This is a genomic window from Paenibacillus chondroitinus NBRC 15376 (assembly GCF_004000765.1).
Classification (GTDB): domain Bacteria; phylum Bacillota; class Bacilli; order Paenibacillales; family NBRC-103111; genus Paenibacillus_E; species Paenibacillus_E chondroitinus.
Genome location: NZ_BILW01000027.1, coordinates 56,415 through 75,224 on the forward strand (window position 1 = coordinate 56,415; position 18,810 = coordinate 75,224).

Genomic DNA, 18,810 nt, shown 5'->3' on the forward strand with positions numbered 1-18,810 from the left:
GTAGTCAGACCGCGAATGCGGTCTTTCGTTGCACATCGTACAACCATTTGTTGTAAAAGGTGAATTGTAACCGGTTTAAATGCAACAATTGTTGTATGATGTACAATATAGAGGCGAAGTGAGGCCCCTTTACGGCCAAATGCTTGCGCAAAATACAACATAGCCGCACTGTCGCTGCGATCGCTCCAGCTGTTCCTCCTGGAGGGGAACTACAGGGCTCTATTTCATCGAAATAGGCTCCTCTTCACGTGGAGGAGAACTGACGTCCTCTATTTGTCTGTTTTCTTGAAGAAATCGGGGTTAGGCGGACGACGAAGTCGTTTATCCTTGCTTGCTAATCAAAGCTCCAGCCCAGTCCCCTGCTTAAAACGTTTGATCACCACTTGCGTATTCACGCGAACGACCCCAACCCGTTTATAGATGTTCTGATACAAAAATGCCTCTAACGCGGCGTCATCTTTCAGCAGAGCATGCATATGCAGCGAACTGCTTCCTGTCATTTGATAAATCGAGATGACATTGGGATCCGCCGATAGTTGATTGCCCACCTCTTCAGCAAAACGCGGTTCAACCTCCACTTCGAAAAAAGCACTGACGACCTTGCCTAGCTTTGTTGCATTCAATCGAATGGTGAAGTTCTCGATGACCTCATTGTCGATTAGGTTTTCGACACGTTTTTGAATAGCTACACGCGACAGATTAAGGATTTCGCCAATTTTGGCGTAGGAAAGGCGGCCATTCTCATGCAGCAGCCTGATAATTTCTTGATCCACATGATCGAGATGTGGGAGATCCATTATGACACAACTCCTTACACAGAAAAATATATACAGATGATTATAAAAAACATATTTTCACGAAAAAACAGCACCGATACCTTCGAAAATCAAAAAATGTTAATCAGTTTGACAATAATCTAATAAAAAACGTTACAAACTGTTTGGTTTTCATTTACAAGTGACGTTGACGGAAAAGATTGCCGCTCCTATAATCATGTTAATAAACATAACACATAAACATAAAGTTTTAAATGGTGTTATAAAAGTTAACGTTTGAAGGGTGGCGGCAATCGAATGTCCAAAAAGCTGATCTACAACGGTACGATTATGACCATGAATGCCACCAATCAGATATTCAAACCAGGTTACGTCTATCTGGAGCACGATGTCATCGTGGAAGTGGGAGCATGGAGCGAAGATGGAAGAATGGATGACCTTAAGGCAGAAGCGGCATATGTCTACGATGCAAAAGGGAAAGTTGTGATACCTGGCATCATCAACGGGCATACGCATTTGTTTCAGACGTTCATGCGAGGCGTTTCCGATCACTCCCCGCTTGCGCAGTGGCTGAAGGAGATCATTTGGCCGATGAGCTTGGCGATGGAGCCCGAAGATTTCTATTTAGCTGCATTGATCGGATGCATTGAAAATCTGAAATCGGGCGCCACTTACATCATGGATCACCATTATATCCATACCTACCCGGAGAATGACGCGAGTGTGCTGCGGGCCATGATCGATTCCGGCATTCGCGGGCATTTGGCCCGAGGTGGATCTGACTTGGCCGGGGAAGTCCGATTGCGGGAGACCGAGGAACAGATCTTTGGCGCCACGGACCGCTTGCTTGATGAATGGGAAGGAGCAGCTTCAGGACGAATCCGCATCGCGCTTGGTCCGCTCAATTTATATGGCTGTTCGCGTGGTTATCTGGAGCGGGCGGCGGTTTTCAGCCGGGATCGCCATCTCATTTCACATGTGCACGTGGCGGAAACGAGCGAGCAAATCGATACGACGATGGCACGTTATGGGCTGCGCAACTTGGAGCTCCTGAATGAAGTTGGGCTTCTGGGCGAGCAAACGCAGGTTGTGCATGGGGTTTGGCTGGATGACGGCGAGCTGGCCATGATTCGCGACCAAGGGGCATCGGTTATCCACTGCCCTGTCTCCAACATGTATTTAGCATCCGGCGTTGCCCGAGTGCCTGAGATGCTGAGCATGGGCATAAATGTTGCATTGGGGACGGACGGTCCCGGCAGCAATAACTGCCAAGACAATTTAGAAGTTCTAAAGTTCACAGCCTGCTTGCACAAGGTGAATGAGCTGGATGCAACTTTACTGCCTCCGATGGATGTGCTGCGCATGGCGACGGTGAATGGCGCGAAGGCGGTTGGAAGGAGCGATGAGTTGGGCAGTCTGGAGCCTGGCAAAAAGGCAGATCTGGTTGCGGTAGATATGATGAAGGCACATATCAGCCCTGTCCATCGTGCCTCTTCCGCCTTGGTGTACAATGCGAACGGCAATGACGTGGATCTTGTCATCGTCGGCGGCAACGTCGTTGTCGACAAAGGCGTATGCACCTGGGTGGATGAGCAGGAGATTTTACAGAGAGCACAAGCAAGGGTCAACGTCCTGCGTGCCAAATTAGCTGGAAAATATCCTATTTTCGCAGACAACGAGTAGTTTTTCACATTTTTTCAGAGGCTCAAATGATGTTCATAAATTCCGTAGGAGGATGATAGTTATGGCCTTACAACGTCTACATGATCCCGTTCTGGAAAATGATTGGCATGCGGTGTACCTCGCGTCAGAACTGAAGGAGCAGCCTGTTGGTGTCATTATTTTAGGCGAAAGAGTCGCGCTTTACCGTTCCAGCAAGGGGGTTCATGCCATGCAGGACCTATGCGTTCATCGTGGAGCGATGCTTTCCAAAGGTTGGGTGCAAAACGATGCTTTAGTCTGCCCATACCACGGTTGGCAATATGATTCCTCTGGCCAATGTGTGTGTATTCCCGCACAGCCCAAGGGGGAGAAAATCCCGCCAAGAGCCAAAGCCCAGCTTTTCCATTGTGAAGAAAAATACGGCTTTATTTGGGTATGTATCGGTGAGCCGACAGCACCGCTGCCTCATTTCGACGAGTTTGCCAATCCGGAATTTCGTCCACTGCCATGCGGCCCATATAAGGTGGCGGCGGCGGGTACGAGAGTGATTGAAAACTTTACGGATTTCGCCCATCTGATGTTCGTCCACCAGAATTTGCTGGGACACCCGGACTATGCGGAGCTGCCTGACTTCGAGGTCATCAAAGAAAAAGAACGGATTTATATTGAACATATTCCGATTTTTCAGCCTGTAGCCCATTCCGGTTCAGATAAAAGTGAAGGAACGACTTACGTGTATAGGAAGGAAGTATACCGGCCACTATCGGCACGACTAAGCAAAGCGGATCCGAGCAACGGCCAAACCCTGTGGATTATGCTGACGGTCCTCCCTGTGGCCGCAGAAGAATGTATTGTTCACATGATGGTGTCACGTAATTATGCTTTTGATGTGGATGATGCGAATTTCATCCGTTTTCAGGATATTGTCTTTGATCAAGATGCCAAGGTGATTGAGACGCAGAAACCGGAGCTGCTCCCGCTTGATCTGCAAGTGGAGCTTAATCACAAGGTAGACAGGTTTTCTATCGCTTATCGCCGTTGGTTACGGGAACTGGGAGTTAAGGTTGGCGTCGTATGAATTTACTTAATGTTCGTTTTTAAGTGTAAATAACAGCTTGTCATTCACTCTATTCTTGAAAATATAATAAAAAGGCGTACTTTTATTGTAATTAAACACAAAACGTTAGCATCTTCGTTGACGTGCATAGACGATCAATTCTATATTTGACTAAAGGTCGATAAGTACTTTGTAGAGATAACCAAATATGGAGGGGATGTTCAAATGAAACGATTCAATGATACGAATCCGCTAGTCGCCAAACGCCCGGTACTCTTGTCAGTCAGCTTTATTGCGATCTCAAGTATGCTTGCCGCCTGCGGTAGTGGAAGCACCTCAGTTTCATCATCGCCAAGCGCACCACCTTCCACAGCACCGGCGGCCTCCACGGCTCCTGCTGCATCAACGGCTGCTGCGACGGCGCCTAAAGCTATCGTTCCAGCGACGGTTGTTTTGAACTGGTTCGCTGAGCCGGAGCATGGCGGTAACTTTGCGGCGGTAGCCAAAGGTTACTACAAAGATGCAGGCTTGGATATGACGCTGATGCCAGGCGGACCTCAGGTATCGTCTACACAGATTGTCGCCTCAGGCAAAGCGCAATTCGGGATGGCTAACGGCGACGATATTTTGGTGGCCAGACAAGAGGGGATTCCAATTGTAGCGATCGCAACCTCGTTGCAAAAGAGCCCGCAAGCTTTGTTTTACCATAAAGATTCAGGCGTGAAAGATTTTGCTGATCTCAATGGTCACAAAGTGTATGTGGCTTCCACGGCGAGCTTCTGGCAGTTCATTAAGAAGAAATACAAATTAGACTCGGCCCAAGAAATGAAATACACAGGTCAATTAGTCAATTTTGTCAATGATAAAACATCGCTCACACAAGGATACGTGACTAGCGAGCCTTTCACCCTAGATCAGCAAAAAGTGGAATATGGCACGCTGCTGAATGCCGATTCCGGATACAACATTTATGGCGGAGTTTACTTCACAACGGAGAAAATGATTGCCGAACATCCAGATCAAGTGAAAGCTTTCGTAGAAGCGACAGTCAAAGGATGGGATTATTACAAAGATCATTCTGAAGAGATTAACCCGAGCATTCAACAAAAGAACCCCGATATGGGCCTAGATATGATGAAGTTTAGCGCTGCAAAAGAAATGGATTTCGTGTTTGGCGGCGATGCTGCAACCAAAGGGACCGGCGTTATGACCAAGGAACGCTGGGAGGAAGTTCAGAAGCAATTAGTGGATGTTGGTGTGTTAAAAACAGCTGAAAGTATTGATAAGGTGTTCACAACGCAATTTTTACCTAAAAAATAATAAAAGTTCAGGAGGTGGCGGCATGGCTTCTGTTACGAATTTGGATTTCATCAATGTTCGATTACCCATGGAAGATGAGGGGCATTTGTTTCGCCTATCGATTCGTGATGGAGTTTGGACGCAGATTCTCAAGCATGAAGGAGATGCCGCCCCGCCTGGCGCTGTTTCTTTGGAAACGTGGAATCCGACGCAGGCTTTTCTGGACCCCAACAGGCCAATCATAGATTTGGAAGGTAAAATCATGCTGCCGGGCTTTGTGGATGCACACATGCATCTGGACAAAGCTTTCTCCTTAACTTCGGTTGAGAATCGAAGCGGGACATTAGAAGAAGCTGTGCAGAATTATTCGCAAGCATCGCCTTTTTTTAGCAAGCAGGAAATTAAATCTAGAATGATTCGTTCGGCTATGCAAGCTTTGTCGTTTGGTACGACACGGATTCGGACGCATCTGGATTTTAATCTGCGAGTTTCCAGGGAAGTTGCCTTACGTACGATTGAAGCTGCGCTGGAAGCAAAAGAAGCACTGGCCCCTTACCTAACGTTGCAGCTGTTTCCAATGTGTCCTTACAACTTTATGTCAATGGACGTAGACGCCATCGAGGAAGCATTAAGGATGGGTGTTGACGGAATTGGGGGAGCCCCTCATTTATCCATGACCCCGAAAGAAGATATTGATTATGTATTCAAATTAGCGGAGAAATACGACGTGCCGATTGATCTGCATTGTGATGAAACCGACAATCCGGCTATTCGCACGATTGAGCATATCGCCTATCGAACGAAGGCGGAAGGCTACGAAGGACGCGTGACAGTTGATCATTTATGCGCGCTGGCATCCATGACCGATCAAGATGCGCATAACATCATCGCTCAAATGGCGGATGCGGGACTCAAGGCCGTTTCGTTACCTGCGGTGAATCTGTATTTGCAAGGCAGACATGACAGCTTTCCGATTCGGCGTGGGGTAACCAGACTGAAGGAAATATGGGAGGCAGGCATTCCTATTGCGGTAGCTTCCGATAATATTCACGATCCATTTCATCCATTCGGGCGAGGTGATTTGCTGCAAATTGCTTTAATCAGCTCCTACGCCGCTCATATGGGAAGGCCGGACGATCTTCGTACGTTACTTCGCATGATGACGGATGTTCCCGCTAAAGTGTTGGGACTTACCGATGATGCCATCAAGGCGGGCAATGAAGCGAACTTTGTCGTCATCGACGGCAGCACACCCGAAGAGATCTTTACCATGCTGCCGGAACGGCGTTGGGTGTACAGCGGGGGAAGGTGGGTGCGCATGGCCGCAGCCAAAACCAAATGGCAGGACAACACGTTAGCCCGTTATTGGGATGAGGCTTCACGGGAAGTATCCTTCCATAAACATGAATTTGCGAAAGGGTGAAATTGAGGGTGGCTAATCTGCTGGTCGTTTATTACAGTGCATTCGGTCATGTCTTTCAGATGGCACAAGCTGTGGCCGATGGGGCCAGCCAGTCAGGGGCTCATCAGGTAAAAATCGTGCGCATCCCCGAAATGGCCGCTCCTGAGAATCGCGTTATCCAGCCAGATAAAGAGAGGCCGGCAAGCGGTAAAAGCTTATCTAATCAATTTCGGTTGACAGATCGCTATAGTAAATATGAAGCAGCAGGTGTGTTACAGGAGAATATTCCCTATGCAACTAATGATGATTTGCGTTGGGCTGACGGTATATTGTGGGGTTTTCCCACTTATTATGGCACGATGCCCGCTCAAGTTAAGTTGTTTCTAGAAATGGCTGGAGAGTTATGTGTGGAAGGGGCTTTGGAAGGGAAACCAACGGGCATTTTTAACTCGACGGCTTCCATTCATACGGGTCATGAGGCAGCCATTTTGACGGCTATGGTACCATTATTTCATTTCGGCATGATTTTTGTAGGCCTTCCATACTCCGAGAATCCAGAATACTTAACAGCGGATGCGATTGGCTGCTCGCCTTATGGCGCTTCCACGTTGGCTGGTCCAGACAGCTCGTTGTCCCCTGATCCGAGGGAGCTGCTGATGGCTGCCCGGTTAGGGGAGCGGGTTGCGGATGTTGCCGCAGCTTTACAGCTTTTCCGGTCAAGTGAAGCTTCCGGTTAAAACGTTGTTACATTGAAAGCTAGGATCCGTTCTTGTCCATGAGATTGGGTCTTTTTTCATACAGGTGAAAAACAAATCATACGACGCATAAGGAGGCGCTCATTGTGACATTCAGTCGCTATACAGGTAAAGCATGGGATCGTCACTTTTTCCCTCGATTAAGTAAGCTGGAGGTAGATCAGCTACCAAAAGATGACGCGTTGATCGTTCTGCCGGTGGGCGCGGTTGAGCAGCATGGTCCGCATATGCCGGTGTTTACGGACACGTTGATCTCCGAGGTGCTGCTCACAGAAGCGTTCCATCAGCTTCCGGATGATGCGAATATTTGGCTGCTGCCGGCCATCCCCTATGGCAAAAGCACCGAGCATCTCGGCCATCCCGGAACGATTACCTTATCTGCAACCACGTTGATGGCTGTCGTCATGGATATCGCCAAAAGCCTCACTAGAAGCGGGTTTCAAAAGTTAGTCCTGGTGAATTCGCATGGCGGCAACACGGATCTGCTCAATATGATGGCTCGTGAAATCCGCATTGAGACTGGATTGGCCGTCTTCCGGTTAGACCCTGGCGGACTTGGCGGTGCCGATGAATGGATTACTCCGCTGGAAAAGCAGGCGGGAATCCATGCGGGTGATATGGAAACGTCGCTCGTGATGTCGGCAGTTCCACATTGGGTGCACATGGAAGCAGCGCCAACAGAGTTTCCAAATTATCCAAGCTCCCGCTATCTAGGGCTGCGCAACCGTGCTTTTGCATGGGTGATGGACGATTTATCCCACTCCGGCATCTCCGGGGACGCTACGCAAGCTACGATTCAAAAAGGAGAAGCGATGACGGCTTCTTATGGAGCGATGATCGCCGAAGCGCTGCTCGAATTTCAAGCTTTTGACATGAAATCACTGAAACAGTACCGATAGATCAGCTGAATCCAAAAACAAGTATAGGAGATGATCGATATGGCCCTGAATTCCCCCCTCATCCATGATCCAAGCAAGCTCGGAGCAAGTCCTACATTTGTAAGTATGGAAAATCTGTCTAAAACGTACCCAAACGGAACGATTGCCTTACAGGATGTGAATCTATCTATTCAAGAAGGAGAGTTCTTATGCTTCGTGGGTCCTTCTGGCTGCGGGAAATCTACGATTTTCAAAATGATTACAGGTCTGGCCAAACCGAGCAGCGGCAAGCTGGACGTGTTTGGGACGACGCCGAAGGAAGCGCGTAAGCAAAGCGATATCGCTTTTGTCTTTCAGGATCACACCCTGCTGCCGTGGTCGACGGTCGAAGCGAATGTCAGACTGCCGCTGGAATTGCGAGGCGTAGACAAAAAGACGCAAAAAGATGAGGCTCAGCGCGTACTCGAGCTCGTAGGTTTGAAGGATTATATGAAGGTGCTGCCGAGGCAGCTTTCCGGTGGTATGAAAATGCGTGTCTCGATCGCCCGCGCGCTGATCTCCAGGCCTAAGCTGCTGCTCATGGATGAGCCGTTTGGCGCTTTGGACGAAATTACCCGCCAAACCCTGCAGATGGAGCTGCTTAATATTTGGCAGCAGGATAAATCGATGACGGTGCTGTTTGTGACGCACAATGTGTTTGAATCCGTGTTTTTATCCACAAGTGTTGTTGTGATGACACCGCGTCCTGGCAAAATATCGGCGCGATTGGATATTCCGGTGCCTTTCCCACGGGACGAAAGCTTCCGGACCACGGCGCAGTTCAGCGATTTGGTGCGGGAAGTATCCGCAGCGTTAGAGCATTAAGACGAGAGGATGACGCAGATGGCGATGCAGATGAACTGGGAGCAAATCATGCAGGAACAGCTCGGGGATGAGATCGTGCATGTGGATGGTGCAACGAGAGAAAAACTTTCGAAAGATTATTACTGGTATTCTCCTGTCCTTAATCGGCAATTGCAGCATATGAAAGCAGCGGATGTCATTGCTATACCGCGTTCTGAGGCTGAGGTGGCTGAAATTATCGCCTTCGGTTACCACCACAACATTCCGGTGACGGTGCGTGGAGCCGGAACAGGTAATTACGGTCAGGCGGTTCCCCTACATGGCGGTATTGTCCTTGATCTAAGCCGTATGGATGAAATTCTCGAAATCGGACCTGGCTATGCAAGGCTTCAATGCGGAGTTCGTCTGGGTGTCATGGATAAAAAGGCACGAGAGGCTGGGCAGGAGATTCGCATCTATCCGAGCACTTATGTCAAAGCAACGGTGGGCGGTTTTGTCAGCGGAGGTTCCGGCGGAATCGGTTCTATCACCCATGGCAACCTCTGGGACGGCAATGTGCTTGAAGCTGTGATCTATACAATGGAAGAGACGCCGCAGCGCCTCGTGATTCAAGGTCGTGATTTATTTGATTATATTCATAATTACGGAACGACCGGTATTTTAACCGAGGTGACGATTCCGCTTTCCCCGCGCACCGAATGGGCTCAGCTTATTGTAAGCTTTGATACCCTGCAGCAATCCATGAAGTTCGGGGAGGCGTTGGCGAGAGAGGCAGCAATTCCGAAGAGGCTTATTGCTCCGATGGAGTGGCCGATTCCGTCCTATTTTGTTCCATTTGCCAAAGTGATTAAAGCTGGCAAGGCTGCCGTGATGCTTGAGGTTGCGGAGGGAAGTATGGACTCCGTTGAAGCGTTGGTTGATGGCTATGGCGGATGCATTGACCATTTTATAGAAGCCAAGCAATATCGGAAAACGATTGGCGTGTCGGATTTTACATGGAATCATACGACATTATGGGCAATGAAGACGGACTCCTCTATGACTTATTTGCAGGCAGGCTTTGAATTGGGACGCTATGAGGAACAAATCGAGCTGCTGAAAGCAAAATGGGGCGACGAAGTTTACTTGCATTTTGAATGGGTGCGTAGCGGTGGAGAACTCGCGCTAAATGCGCTTCCAATTGTTCGCTTTCAAAGCGAAGAAAGGTTGTACGAGATCGTGGCCTTTTGCGAATCCATCGGGGTCAAGATCTTCGATCCGCACACATGGGTGCTTGAACAAGGCGGACGTGGTGAGGTGAGCAGCATGGCGCGCAAGAAACGCGAGAATGACCCCAGAGGACTTCTGAATCCAGGCAAAATGAAGGTTGAGCCTTAAATGAAGGGAGACACGACAAATGGCTGTTGATTCTAATTATTTAAAAATGCTGCCTGACGAAATATTTCCTGCCCGTGAACGTTCCGCTTGGGCTAACCGACTTGATGAAGGCGCCTCACCAGGCTATCGCTTCCTCATGTTGTTGAAGCACATGCTGCCTCCTTTGGTTGCTTTTGTCGTTTTCATCGGTGGCTGGGAACTCATTGCTTATTTAGCTAAGGCGCCTGTTTATCTGGTACCTAAACCGTCCGACATCGTGGCTGCCGCCTTGGAAAATAAACATGCATTATGGGTGTCTGTCACAACGACGACGCTTGAAGCTGTGCTCGGATTTTTCCTCAGCATCATCATGGGGGTGGCGGGGGCGATTCTGCTTGCCAGCTCCAAGTGGATCGAGAAAAGCGTGTACCCGTACGCCATCATTTTGCAAACCATCCCAATCGTTGCTATCGCTCCATTAATCGTCATTTGGTTCGATGCGGGCATGAATGCTATTGTGATCATTACCTTCTTGATTGGATTTTTCCCCATGCTCTCGAATACTTTAATCGGTTTAAATTCAACGGATCAAAATATGAGCAACTTGTTTTACCTGTATAATGCCAATGCTTTTCAAACGATGTGGAGACTTCGCATCCCGGCTGCTCTGCCTTATATTATTGCGGGGCTAAAAATCTCCTGTACCTTATCCGTTGTCGGCGCCATCGTCGGTGAGTATATCGCTGGCATCGGCGGGGGAGCAGGCGGGCTTGGTTATGCGATTACGTATGCGGCTGCCCGGTTAAAAACGGCGTATTTATTCGCGTGCGGGCTGTCGGCTTCAGCGCTGGGCATTTCCTTTTTCCTATTGGTCAATGCATTCTCCAAATGGGTGTTGAGCTCCTGGCATGAATCCGAAATGAAAAAAGACAGCTAATGAACACGCCACAGGAAGAGGGTGATCGCACTGCTTGATTTAATCATTCGACAGGTACGTCTTCTGGATGACCCGGGTGTTGTCGATGTTGGCGTGAAGGAGGGCAGAATCGTCAGGATTGGCGCTATCGACAGTGGAGCCGAACGCGAAATCGATGGCAGCGGGCATCTGCTGCTCCCTCCATTTGTGGAGTCGCATATCCATTTGGACACGGTCCTAACGGCGGGGGAACCTGCTTGGAACGAAAGCGGCACGCTGTTTGAAGGCATCGGGTTATGGCAAAAGCGCAAGCAGTCGCTCACCTATGACGATGTCCGGAAGCGGGCAGAGGAGGTGCTGCAGCTGCAAATGGCGGCAGGCATTCTCCATGTTCGCACGCAGGCGGACATATCGGACCCGAACCTGACGGCGCTGCGGGCGCTTCTTGACCTGCGCGAGCGCGTGAAGCCGCACATGCAGCTGCAGGTCATCGCTTTCCCGCAGGACGGGATTCGCGCCTGCCCGGAGAATGAGCGCCGATTGGAAGAGGCGCTCGAGCTTGGCGCTGATGGGATCGGCGCCATTCCGCATCTTGAGCCTACGCGTGAGGAAGGCCTCGCGTCGCTTGACATTGTTTTCCGCCTAGCCGAGAAGTATGGCTGTTTCGTCCATGTGTTCTGCGATGAAATGGACGATGAGCATTCCACCTTCCTTGAGAGCACGGCCCACTTGGCCATTCGCTATGGCCTAAGGGAACGTGTTACCGCAGCGCATGCGAATGCTTCAGCGTATTATAGTGACGCCTACTTTCAGAAAGTGGTAGGCATCACGGCTCGATCCGGCGTGAACGTCGTCTGCTGCCCGCTCATTAACAGTGCTATGCAAGGCCGCTTCGACCGCTTTCCTAAAGGGCGTGGGATCACCAGGATCAAGGAGATGCTGGCGGCCGGTGTGAATGTTAGCATCGCGCATGATGACATTCAGACGCCTTTTTATCCGCTCGGCACTGGAAATATGCTGGCAGCAGCTCATATGGCAGCCCATCTCGCGCATATGACGGGGCGTGAAGAAATTGCTGAGCTTGTGCGCATGGTGACGGTGCGCGCTGCGAAAGTGCTGCAGCTGCACGAATATGGGCTGGAAGTTGGCCAGCCGGCATCCTTTATCCTGCTGCCTGGCCGGGATGCCATGGATCTTGTACGCGTTCAACCGGATTGCCGGTATGTGATTAGCCAAGGCCGTGTTGCAGCTGAAACGGAGCCTGCACGCAGCCGGTTATATGGTATGTAATAGCCACCCCCTAATTGGCAGGGGGTGGCTATATTTGTTTGACTATTGTTTACTTGGTAAAAGAAGGGAAAGAGTGCATCCTGTCGAATTTGATTTATTGTTAAACATTGTAAGTTAAGTTTTGACGGGGATGGTGAACACATGAAGCGGTTTTCTCAAACGCTTTGGTTAGTGGTACTTGTTGCTGTGTTGAGTAGTTCGTTTTTAATGCCGCGAGCATTTGCCGATGATGTTCCAGAAGAAATGAAAACGATTTCAGAATACTCGATCCTGTGGGGGGATCCATCAGAGAGTTTGGAAAGTGTTAGGTCTGCCTCGCCTGAGCGTTGGATAGTGGTGAAGATTGGAAAATCTTTTCCCAATAAACCTCAACATATTTCATCCGTATGGATTAAATTCCAGCTGCCTACACATATACCAAAAGACTATGGTATCTATATTCAAGATATTCGTACGCAGAAAATGAAGGTATACATTGGAGAACATTTAATTCGCGAAACGAGGTATGATTTTCCGTATGACGCTCAGAGGGGTTTATTTCCGATTAGTAGTGAGGAAAGTGGGGAAACGGTATATCTAAAGTTGGAGTCAACAATGGACCGATTGAGTATTTACTCAACTATCAGAATAGATCAATACTCGATTCTGATGAGGTCGTATGTACTTCAAGATTTGCAGAATATTATCCTTGGAAGTGCTTTTCTATTTATTGCCCTGATTATGTTGATTGGATCAGTTTTCTTGAAGAGAGGCCAGATTCGAAGCTGGGTTCTAATAAGTATAGTAAGTTTGTCAGTAGGAATAATTTTTATAACGTATTCTCCTTTTGTATATGCCAATTTTACCAATTATGGTGGTTTGTTTATCAATTTGTTCGATGTAGCTCTTAATGTGTTTTTACCGGCACTAACTTGGTCTTTCGAGCAAATCTTCGATAACGGGAAATTTAAATGGGTGCGTCGATTTCGGAAATTTCAGGTTGCTTATTCTGTTCTATTAATCGCATTTATGTTTATCAATCAATTGAATCATTATCAATTTAATAAAGCGTATTTTTTTGTAGCGGTAACCGTTTTAGGTTATTTGATGATTTTTCAATTTGTTTTGATCATCGGATTATGTTTTCAACTTATGCGAAAAGGGAACAAGGAAGCTGTTGTGTTTTCAATCGGATTCGGCACGCTGGCTGTCATGAGCATACTAGATCTGGTTAACTTCTACACATCTTCACTGAATTATCAATTTTATTTATGGAAATGGGGAGGCATTGCCTTATTTATTACCCTCATTGTTATTTTGGTCCGACGTTTTGCTTTAAATCAGGAACTATTGGTCAACTACTCAAAAGAACTAGAATTTTATAATCACCAGCTCCAACTTTCAGAAAGAACGGAAATCATAAGCTCCTTGGCTGCTTCCGTCGCTCATGAGGTGAGGAACCCTCTACAGGTAACACGTGGTTTCTTACAGTTAATCGGTTCACGATCAGAGGAGAAAGAAAAAGAATATATGCAAATAGCGATCGAGGAACTGGATCGAGCATCGGTTATCATTACAGATTTTTTAACCTTTTCTAAGCCTCAGTTGGATGAAACCGTTGATATCGATGTTAATCAAGTAATTAAGCAAATTGAAGGAATTATTATGCCGCTGGCAACTTTACAAGGCGGACGTATTGCTGTAAGTGTTCCACCTAATCTTTATATACGTGGAAACGTATCGAAGTTTAAACAAGTCATGATCAACCTTATTAAAAACAGTATTGAAGCTTTTCAAGACGATGGTGAAGTACAGATTCGAGCATACGAAATGGATAGCAAGATCTACCTTCATATTAAGGATAACGGTCAAGGGATTGAAGCTGCAGAGTTGGCGAAACTAGGGAAACCTTATTTTACAACAAAACAAAAAGGAACCGGTCTTGGACTAATGGTGACATTCCGGATAATTGAAGCAATGCAGGGAGAAATAGTATTTGAAAGTCAGAAGAACAACGGAACTGAGGTCATTATGAGTTTTCCAAAAGTAAAGCAATAAAAAGAGAAGGAGCTGCATGTCAAATCTGCAGCTCCTTCGTACTTCTTTTTACCAGTTGGGATTATCAGCACCGGCCGTTACCAACACCTTAGCCGGATTCGCCGGAATAACAAGCACAAAGTCCGTTGAAGTTTCTTCTACCGCTTTCACTGTAAAATCACCGGGGAGCGTAATACCAAAGGTTTCTTTAAGCGCTGCTTTTGGATTGGCAAGAAGTTGGTTTTTGAATGCTTCATCTTCCCACGCTTTTTGAATGATTTTTGCTTTTAATTGTTCATGTGATGACATGATCAGTCACTCCCCTTTAATTGTAACGGACATGGAAGCCGCTATTTCAGATGTTTAGCATTGAAATGGGAAGTTATCGGACTGAGGAGGCGTTATTCACTGTTACTACCCTTGTTATAGGCTATTTTGAGATAAATAGCGTCGCTCTGGTCCGTTAAATCCTATTTCATGCTTAAAAACCATGAATAAGGGCTTTTCAGTCCGTTAGACTCAGCAACTTTGCATGAGTCATTGGTTAATATTCCCAATACGTGGATTATAGCATGAATATTCAAAATATTCTATCAAAAATTACTAGAATTCGACATAAAATAGGATAAACCACCAGAAAGAAGTTGGTTGCGCTTTTCTTTGATCTCTTTTGCTGTTACACGCAAACGATCAACAAGACTAAAGTGAAATTGACTAAGCTCTTTCATCGATAAATCTAATGCTAGCAGCTCCTCATGATGCCTAACGGCCACCTCGCTATATCCCTCCAACCCATCACGAACATATATCATCTGCTTGACCCAATCAGGAGTTGGTGAAACACCTTCCGACCCTTCAACACTTCCGCGCAAAAAAGCAAGCAAACAATTATAGGAACCCTCGTCCAAATCTTCCTCCCAATCCGCCCAGTCATCAAGCATTTGCAGCGTCGCGAGCACTTGTTCTACAGCTCCCGTCACAGCGGGGATCAGCTCAGCTTGACCTGCGAGGAGCAGAGCTCCAGTGCTGGCGTTTTTGACAGGACTGGCTTTCCAGGCAACCTTTCTTTTGTCTGTATGAAAGTAATCGCCACTCGGCTCGCCGGCTACTGCGTCGGCCCATTCCAGCACGTAAGTCTCGTAATAATGCCAGAAAGGGGATTGCGGCGGGAACAAGGCGCGATACATCATTTGAAATTGCAATTGAAATAAGTTCGCAAGCGGGAGCTTGTCCTTATGCGCTCCCTTGGTAGAATCCATAATGTCATCTACCACAAAGTAATAGAGCATAACGAAAACGTTAGCTGAGCTCAGCTTTTTGACCACTTCAGTCGGCAGCTGAGTTATTTCCTGTATCCAATAGGGAAGCAGATAGCAGATGTAATTTTTCGTGCTCTTTTCCTGACGCGCGTCAAATTTAGCGAAGTAGGCTAGTCCGTGATGATTCAGCGGTTCCGGAAATGCGCGAATAAGATGCTCCGCTTCTCCGAATACCTCATCCATACTTTCCTTATGAGCAGAGAACCAATCCATAGGTCATATTCCCCTTTATTGGTATATATTTGAAACAAGCGTAGCATGAATACAGCGCGGAGACAATTCCTTTTTAAACCCTGTCGTATCAACGCTTAGCAACATTTATGGACTTATCTGACTATTCGCATTGACAGTAGGGTTATTTTTATATACATTTGAAGCAAATCGATTGTTCGCAATATGAATGAGAAAGGAAGCCGATCGTATGAGCACCAATGAAGAATTATTAAAACTTGATAATCAGCTCTGCTTTAGTTTATACGCCAGTTCGAGAGCTATTACACGGATGTATCGTCCTTTTCTGGAAGACTTGGGAATTACCTATCCGCAGTATTTGGTGCTGCTCGTTCTGTGGGATCAAAAAGAGAGCACCGTCAAGGAGCTCAGCGAGAAGCTGGATCTGGATTCAGGCACGTTGACGCCGATGCTCAAACGGATGGAGACTCAGAAGTTGGTAGAGCGGAAAAGGTCTATCGAAGATGAGCGTGTTGTGAACATTGTGATTACGGAAACGGGACTCGCGCTTTATGAAAAAGCATTTTGCATCCCGCAGACGCTGCTTGAATCCAGTGGGTTGTCCCTGGAAGAAATTCATAATTTCAATGTACAGTTGAAACGTATCATTAACAGTGTAAACGCATCAACGAAATGAGAAGCCGAATGGCGATAAGGGATTGGAGTTTGGAGCATGCCTAGATTAACGTTCAGAGGAGTAACGATTGAACAAGTTTGTGGAATGAGTGAGAACTTAGTTGAGCAGCTTGCGGCGATCTGCGAGTGTGACAGCGATAATTTTACGCTGGAGTGTATCCAGCATCCGGCTATATTCGGCGGTAAAATTGTGCCCGCTTACCCGTTTGTTGAAGTCGCCTGGTTTGAAAGAGGGGACGAGATCAGGGATGCCGTCGCTGCGGCAGTTACGACCCATGTCCTTGGGCTTGGCTTGCCTGAGGTTGAAGTTGCTTTTACGACCTACAGCAAGGATGCGTATTACAGCAACGGAACTTCATTTAAGTGAGGAACAGAAATGAGTTATTTTATTTATATTCTAATTAATAATATTGTGCCGATTTCGATCATGATCGCGATTGGCGCAGTCATGTATCGTGCCTTTCATCTTGATATTAAAACGTTATCCAAGCTCAATTTCTATGTGTTTTCTCCTGCAATCGTTTTCGTTAAACTGTATGAGTCTGAAATGAACCTGAATGTCATTCTGCAAGTCCTTTTGTTTTTCGCTTTGTTTTTCAGTCTTCTGTTTGCAGTGATTGAGATCTATATACGCATTAAGAAAATGAAGCGGGGCATGCGGATCGCCATGAGAAACAGCGTTATTTTCTATAATAGTGCGAACTATGCGCTGCCGCTTAATCAAACCGTATTCGGCGGGAATGCCTATACGCTTTCCATCCAAATTATTATCATGATTATGCAAAATTTGATCCCTAACACGTACGGCATTTACACGTTAAATGCCCACAAATCCACCTGGAAGGCAACAATGAAGACGATCTTGTCTTTACCTGTTATTTATGCCATTCCGGTTGCTCTATTGCTGAGATACTTTCATTTGCCCGTCCCGTCGTCCATTCATCTGCCGCTGACGTACATATCCAATGCCTTCATGGCAACTGCGCTCTTGACACTTGGCGTACAGCTTGGCGGGATGAAGTGGGAATTTCACTTCTCGAATGTGGCTGTTTCGAATATTTTACGGCTGATTGCGGGGCCATTGCTCGGATTTTTGGTCGTGTGGATGCTTGGAATCAATGGTCTGACCGCACAGGCGCTAGTTCTTTCATGTGCTGTGCCGACCTCTCTTAGCAGTGTGCTGCTCGCGATTGAGTATGAGAATGAACCGGAGTTTTCTTCACAGGCCGTGTTTACCTCCACCTTGTTTAGTATGTTTACTATTCCTGTTGTCATCTATTTTACGGGTTTTCTGTGAACATTCTTGGTCATACTGAATGATGCAGGAATTTCGACATTTTCCGGCGAATTGGTAAGTACATTTTACTAATTTAAAGGGGGCAGTTTTTGATGAAGTACCAATTTTGCCAGTATGTTACGATTGTGGACATGAATGAAGAAATTTTATCCGAGGTATTGTTTGAGCACGGGGAGTTCGAGTCTAACGCGCTTTCCATCGGTTCTTCCGTTCTGATTTATCAGTTGGGACTCAAGCAATTCGAGGTCGTTTATGACAAAAGAGAAGGCAAAATAGCCCGCAATAAAATTGTAGATATTGAGATCGATTTAATTACACATCCGACAGTCACGAAGGTTTACCTGGAGCCAGTACGCCTGATCGTTGGGCAGCATGATATCGGTGAAGTGGAATAAATTTAAGCTTTAATGAAGGGAAGTTTGGAAACGATGATGAAACTTTTTGTGCTGATCGGCAGCTTGAACGCGTTTCTTTCTGTTGCATTGGGCGCTTTCGGGGCACATATCTTGAAACAAAAATTAACGCCTGACAAACTAGAGGTTTTTCAAACCGGTGTGCATTATCACATGATTCATGCGGTTGCGTTAATCGCCATTGCCATTTTGTCAGACAAGCTTGGGAACACTTCGATGGTGAATGCTTCCGGATGGGCGATTTTTATCGGAATCATCTTATTCTCGGGCAGCCTATATGCGCTTAGCTTGACAGGAATCAAATTTTTTGGACCGATTACACCGCTTGGCGGCTTGAGTTTCTTAGTGGGATGGATTTTGCTGGCGATTGCCGCTCTAAAATAATAAAATTGGAAAGAGTCGGGAAATTCCGACTCTTTTTTCTTTATTTTGTGCCCTATTTGCAGGAAAAGCTCGACTTATGTAGAAAGTAGTAGATAACGCAAATGGTTTTAGAATACATATTGATTTTCCCATAGGTGTCGGATGAATCACACAAGGAAACAAGTGAAGTGCGGGCTTGTTTCTTTCATTGCGGCAAATTCGTTATGAAGATTAAGCGGGAGAAGGAACGGTAGTCCGTGCGACGCTTCCTATTACCTAGAGTGAGATTGTAAGAGGAGGC

19 protein-coding genes are annotated in these 18,810 nt (G+C 46.9%); 16 read left to right on the forward strand and 3 right to left on the reverse strand.

What is annotated here, in order from left to right:
* Positions 1–338: 338 nt before the first annotated feature.
* The gene (locus PCH02S_RS24575) at positions 339–797 is read right to left on the reverse strand and encodes an Lrp/AsnC family transcriptional regulator (protein WP_127456737.1); all 459 of its coding nucleotides are present in this window, start codon (positions 795–797) and stop codon (positions 339–341) included.
* Between the two features lie 276 nt (positions 798–1,073).
* Here PCH02S_RS24575 and PCH02S_RS24580 point away from each other — a divergent pair, with 276 nt between their 5' ends.
* The 11 genes from PCH02S_RS24580 to PCH02S_RS24630 all read left to right on the forward strand — a co-directional run bounded on the left by PCH02S_RS24580 (position 1,074) and on the right by PCH02S_RS24630 (position 14,271).
* Positions 1,074–2,459 (forward strand): amidohydrolase family protein, encoded by a 1,386-nt coding sequence (locus PCH02S_RS24580; RefSeq protein ID WP_127456738.1) that lies wholly within the window; start codon positions 1,074–1,076, stop codon positions 2,457–2,459.
* A gap of 61 nt (positions 2,460–2,520) precedes the next feature.
* Positions 2,521–3,516, forward strand: coding sequence for an aromatic ring-hydroxylating dioxygenase subunit alpha (locus PCH02S_RS24585; RefSeq protein ID WP_246069242.1), 996 nt, complete (start codon positions 2,521–2,523; stop codon positions 3,514–3,516).
* Between the two features lie 204 nt (positions 3,517–3,720).
* Entirely contained in the window at positions 3,721–4,815 is a 1,095-nt protein-coding gene (locus PCH02S_RS24590) for an ABC transporter substrate-binding protein (protein WP_127456740.1), read from the forward strand.
* 22 nt (positions 4,816–4,837) lie between these two features.
* Positions 4,838–6,217 (forward strand): amidohydrolase family protein, encoded by a 1,380-nt coding sequence (locus PCH02S_RS24595; RefSeq protein WP_127456741.1) that lies wholly within the window; start codon positions 4,838–4,840, stop codon positions 6,215–6,217.
* Positions 6,218–6,225: 8 nt separating this feature from the next.
* Positions 6,226–6,933, forward strand: a complete 708-nt coding sequence (locus tag PCH02S_RS24600) for an NAD(P)H-dependent oxidoreductase (protein ID WP_127456742.1) — start codon at positions 6,226–6,228, stop codon at positions 6,931–6,933.
* A 104-nt stretch (positions 6,934–7,037) separates the two neighbouring features.
* Entirely contained in the window at positions 7,038–7,850 is an 813-nt protein-coding gene (locus PCH02S_RS24605) for a creatininase family protein (protein WP_127456743.1), read from the forward strand.
* A 39-nt stretch (positions 7,851–7,889) separates the two neighbouring features.
* The gene (locus PCH02S_RS24610; protein WP_246069243.1) at positions 7,890–8,693 is read left to right on the forward strand and encodes an ABC transporter ATP-binding protein; all 804 of its coding nucleotides are present in this window, start codon (positions 7,890–7,892) and stop codon (positions 8,691–8,693) included.
* Positions 8,694–8,711: 18 nt separating this feature from the next.
* Positions 8,712–10,049, forward strand: coding sequence for an FAD-binding oxidoreductase (locus PCH02S_RS24615; protein ID WP_246069244.1), 1,338 nt, complete (start codon positions 8,712–8,714; stop codon positions 10,047–10,049).
* A gap of 136 nt (positions 10,050–10,185) precedes the next feature.
* The gene (locus tag PCH02S_RS24620) at positions 10,186–10,965 is read left to right on the forward strand and encodes an ABC transporter permease (protein WP_246069247.1); all 780 of its coding nucleotides are present in this window, start codon (positions 10,186–10,188) and stop codon (positions 10,963–10,965) included.
* Between the two features lie 21 nt (positions 10,966–10,986).
* A complete protein-coding gene (gene codA / locus PCH02S_RS24625) occupies positions 10,987–12,234 on the forward strand; it encodes a cytosine deaminase (RefSeq protein ID WP_127456746.1) in 1,248 nt (415 codons plus the stop codon).
* Positions 12,235–12,375: 141 nt separating this feature from the next.
* On the forward strand, positions 12,376–14,271 hold the full coding sequence (locus PCH02S_RS24630; protein WP_127456747.1) for an ATP-binding protein: 1,896 nt from the start codon (positions 12,376–12,378) through the stop codon (positions 14,269–14,271).
* Positions 14,272–14,319: 48 nt separating this feature from the next.
* Here PCH02S_RS24630 and PCH02S_RS24635 read toward each other — a convergent pair whose 3' ends face one another.
* Together PCH02S_RS24635 and PCH02S_RS24640 are read right to left on the reverse strand one after the other, a co-directional pair.
* A complete protein-coding gene (locus tag PCH02S_RS24635) occupies positions 14,320–14,559 on the reverse strand; it encodes an NHLP leader peptide family RiPP precursor (protein WP_127456748.1) in 240 nt (79 codons plus the stop codon).
* 284 nt (positions 14,560–14,843) lie between these two features.
* The gene (locus PCH02S_RS24640) at positions 14,844–15,782 is read right to left on the reverse strand and encodes a hypothetical protein (RefSeq protein WP_127456749.1); all 939 of its coding nucleotides are present in this window, start codon (positions 15,780–15,782) and stop codon (positions 14,844–14,846) included.
* Positions 15,783–15,990: 208 nt separating this feature from the next.
* On the opposite strand from PCH02S_RS24640, the gene PCH02S_RS24645 reads away from it, so the two are divergent.
* The 5 genes from PCH02S_RS24645 to PCH02S_RS24665 all read left to right on the forward strand — a co-directional run bounded on the left by PCH02S_RS24645 (position 15,991) and on the right by PCH02S_RS24665 (position 18,530).
* A complete protein-coding gene (locus tag PCH02S_RS24645; RefSeq protein WP_127456750.1) occupies positions 15,991–16,437 on the forward strand; it encodes a MarR family winged helix-turn-helix transcriptional regulator in 447 nt (148 codons plus the stop codon).
* Between the two features lie 36 nt (positions 16,438–16,473).
* Positions 16,474–16,803: a DUF1904 family protein gene (locus PCH02S_RS24650; RefSeq protein ID WP_127456751.1), complete on the forward strand. Its 330-nt coding sequence runs from the start codon at positions 16,474–16,476 to the stop codon at positions 16,801–16,803.
* Positions 16,804–16,812: 9 nt separating this feature from the next.
* Positions 16,813–17,733 (forward strand): AEC family transporter, encoded by a 921-nt coding sequence (locus tag PCH02S_RS24655; protein WP_127456752.1) that lies wholly within the window; start codon positions 16,813–16,815, stop codon positions 17,731–17,733.
* Positions 17,734–17,825: 92 nt separating this feature from the next.
* The gene (locus PCH02S_RS24660; protein ID WP_127456753.1) at positions 17,826–18,128 is read left to right on the forward strand and encodes a hypothetical protein; all 303 of its coding nucleotides are present in this window, start codon (positions 17,826–17,828) and stop codon (positions 18,126–18,128) included.
* 36 nt (positions 18,129–18,164) lie between these two features.
* Positions 18,165–18,530, forward strand: a complete 366-nt coding sequence (locus PCH02S_RS24665; protein WP_164819722.1) for a DUF423 domain-containing protein — start codon at positions 18,165–18,167, stop codon at positions 18,528–18,530.
* Positions 18,531–18,810: the final 280 nt, after the last annotated feature.

Coding starts and splice junctions, on each gene's coding strand:
- PCH02S_RS24665 (WP_164819722.1), top strand. CDS start 18,165: ATGAAACTTTTTGTGCTGATCGGCAGCTTGAACGCGTTTCTTTCTGTT.
- PCH02S_RS24645 (WP_127456750.1), top strand. CDS start 15,991: ATGAGCACCAATGAAGAATTATTAAAACTTGATAATCAGCTCTGCTTT.
- PCH02S_RS24635 (WP_127456748.1), bottom strand. CDS start 14,559: ATGTCATCACATGAACAATTAAAAGCAAAAATCATTCAAAAAGCGTGG.
- PCH02S_RS24610 (WP_246069243.1), top strand. CDS start 7,890: ATGGCCCTGAATTCCCCCCTCATCCATGATCCAAGCAAGCTCGGAGCA.
- PCH02S_RS24590 (WP_127456740.1), top strand. CDS start 3,721: ATGAAACGATTCAATGATACGAATCCGCTAGTCGCCAAACGCCCGGTA.
- PCH02S_RS24660 (WP_127456753.1), top strand. CDS start 17,826: ATGAAGTACCAATTTTGCCAGTATGTTACGATTGTGGACATGAATGAA.
- PCH02S_RS24650 (WP_127456751.1), top strand. CDS start 16,474: ATGCCTAGATTAACGTTCAGAGGAGTAACGATTGAACAAGTTTGTGGA.
- PCH02S_RS24580 (WP_127456738.1), top strand. CDS start 1,074: ATGTCCAAAAAGCTGATCTACAACGGTACGATTATGACCATGAATGCC.
- PCH02S_RS24630 (WP_127456747.1), top strand. CDS start 12,376: ATGAAGCGGTTTTCTCAAACGCTTTGGTTAGTGGTACTTGTTGCTGTG.
- PCH02S_RS24595 (WP_127456741.1), top strand. CDS start 4,838: ATGGCTTCTGTTACGAATTTGGATTTCATCAATGTTCGATTACCCATG.
- PCH02S_RS24655 (WP_127456752.1), top strand. CDS start 16,813: ATGAGTTATTTTATTTATATTCTAATTAATAATATTGTGCCGATTTCG.
- PCH02S_RS24640 (WP_127456749.1), bottom strand. CDS start 15,782: ATGGATTGGTTCTCTGCTCATAAGGAAAGTATGGATGAGGTATTCGGA.
- PCH02S_RS24575 (WP_127456737.1), bottom strand. CDS start 797: ATGGATCTCCCACATCTCGATCATGTGGATCAAGAAATTATCAGGCTG.
- PCH02S_RS24585 (WP_246069242.1), top strand. CDS start 2,521: ATGGCCTTACAACGTCTACATGATCCCGTTCTGGAAAATGATTGGCAT.
- PCH02S_RS24620 (WP_246069247.1), top strand. CDS start 10,186: ATGTTGTTGAAGCACATGCTGCCTCCTTTGGTTGCTTTTGTCGTTTTC.
- PCH02S_RS24615 (WP_246069244.1), top strand. CDS start 8,712: ATGGCGATGCAGATGAACTGGGAGCAAATCATGCAGGAACAGCTCGGG.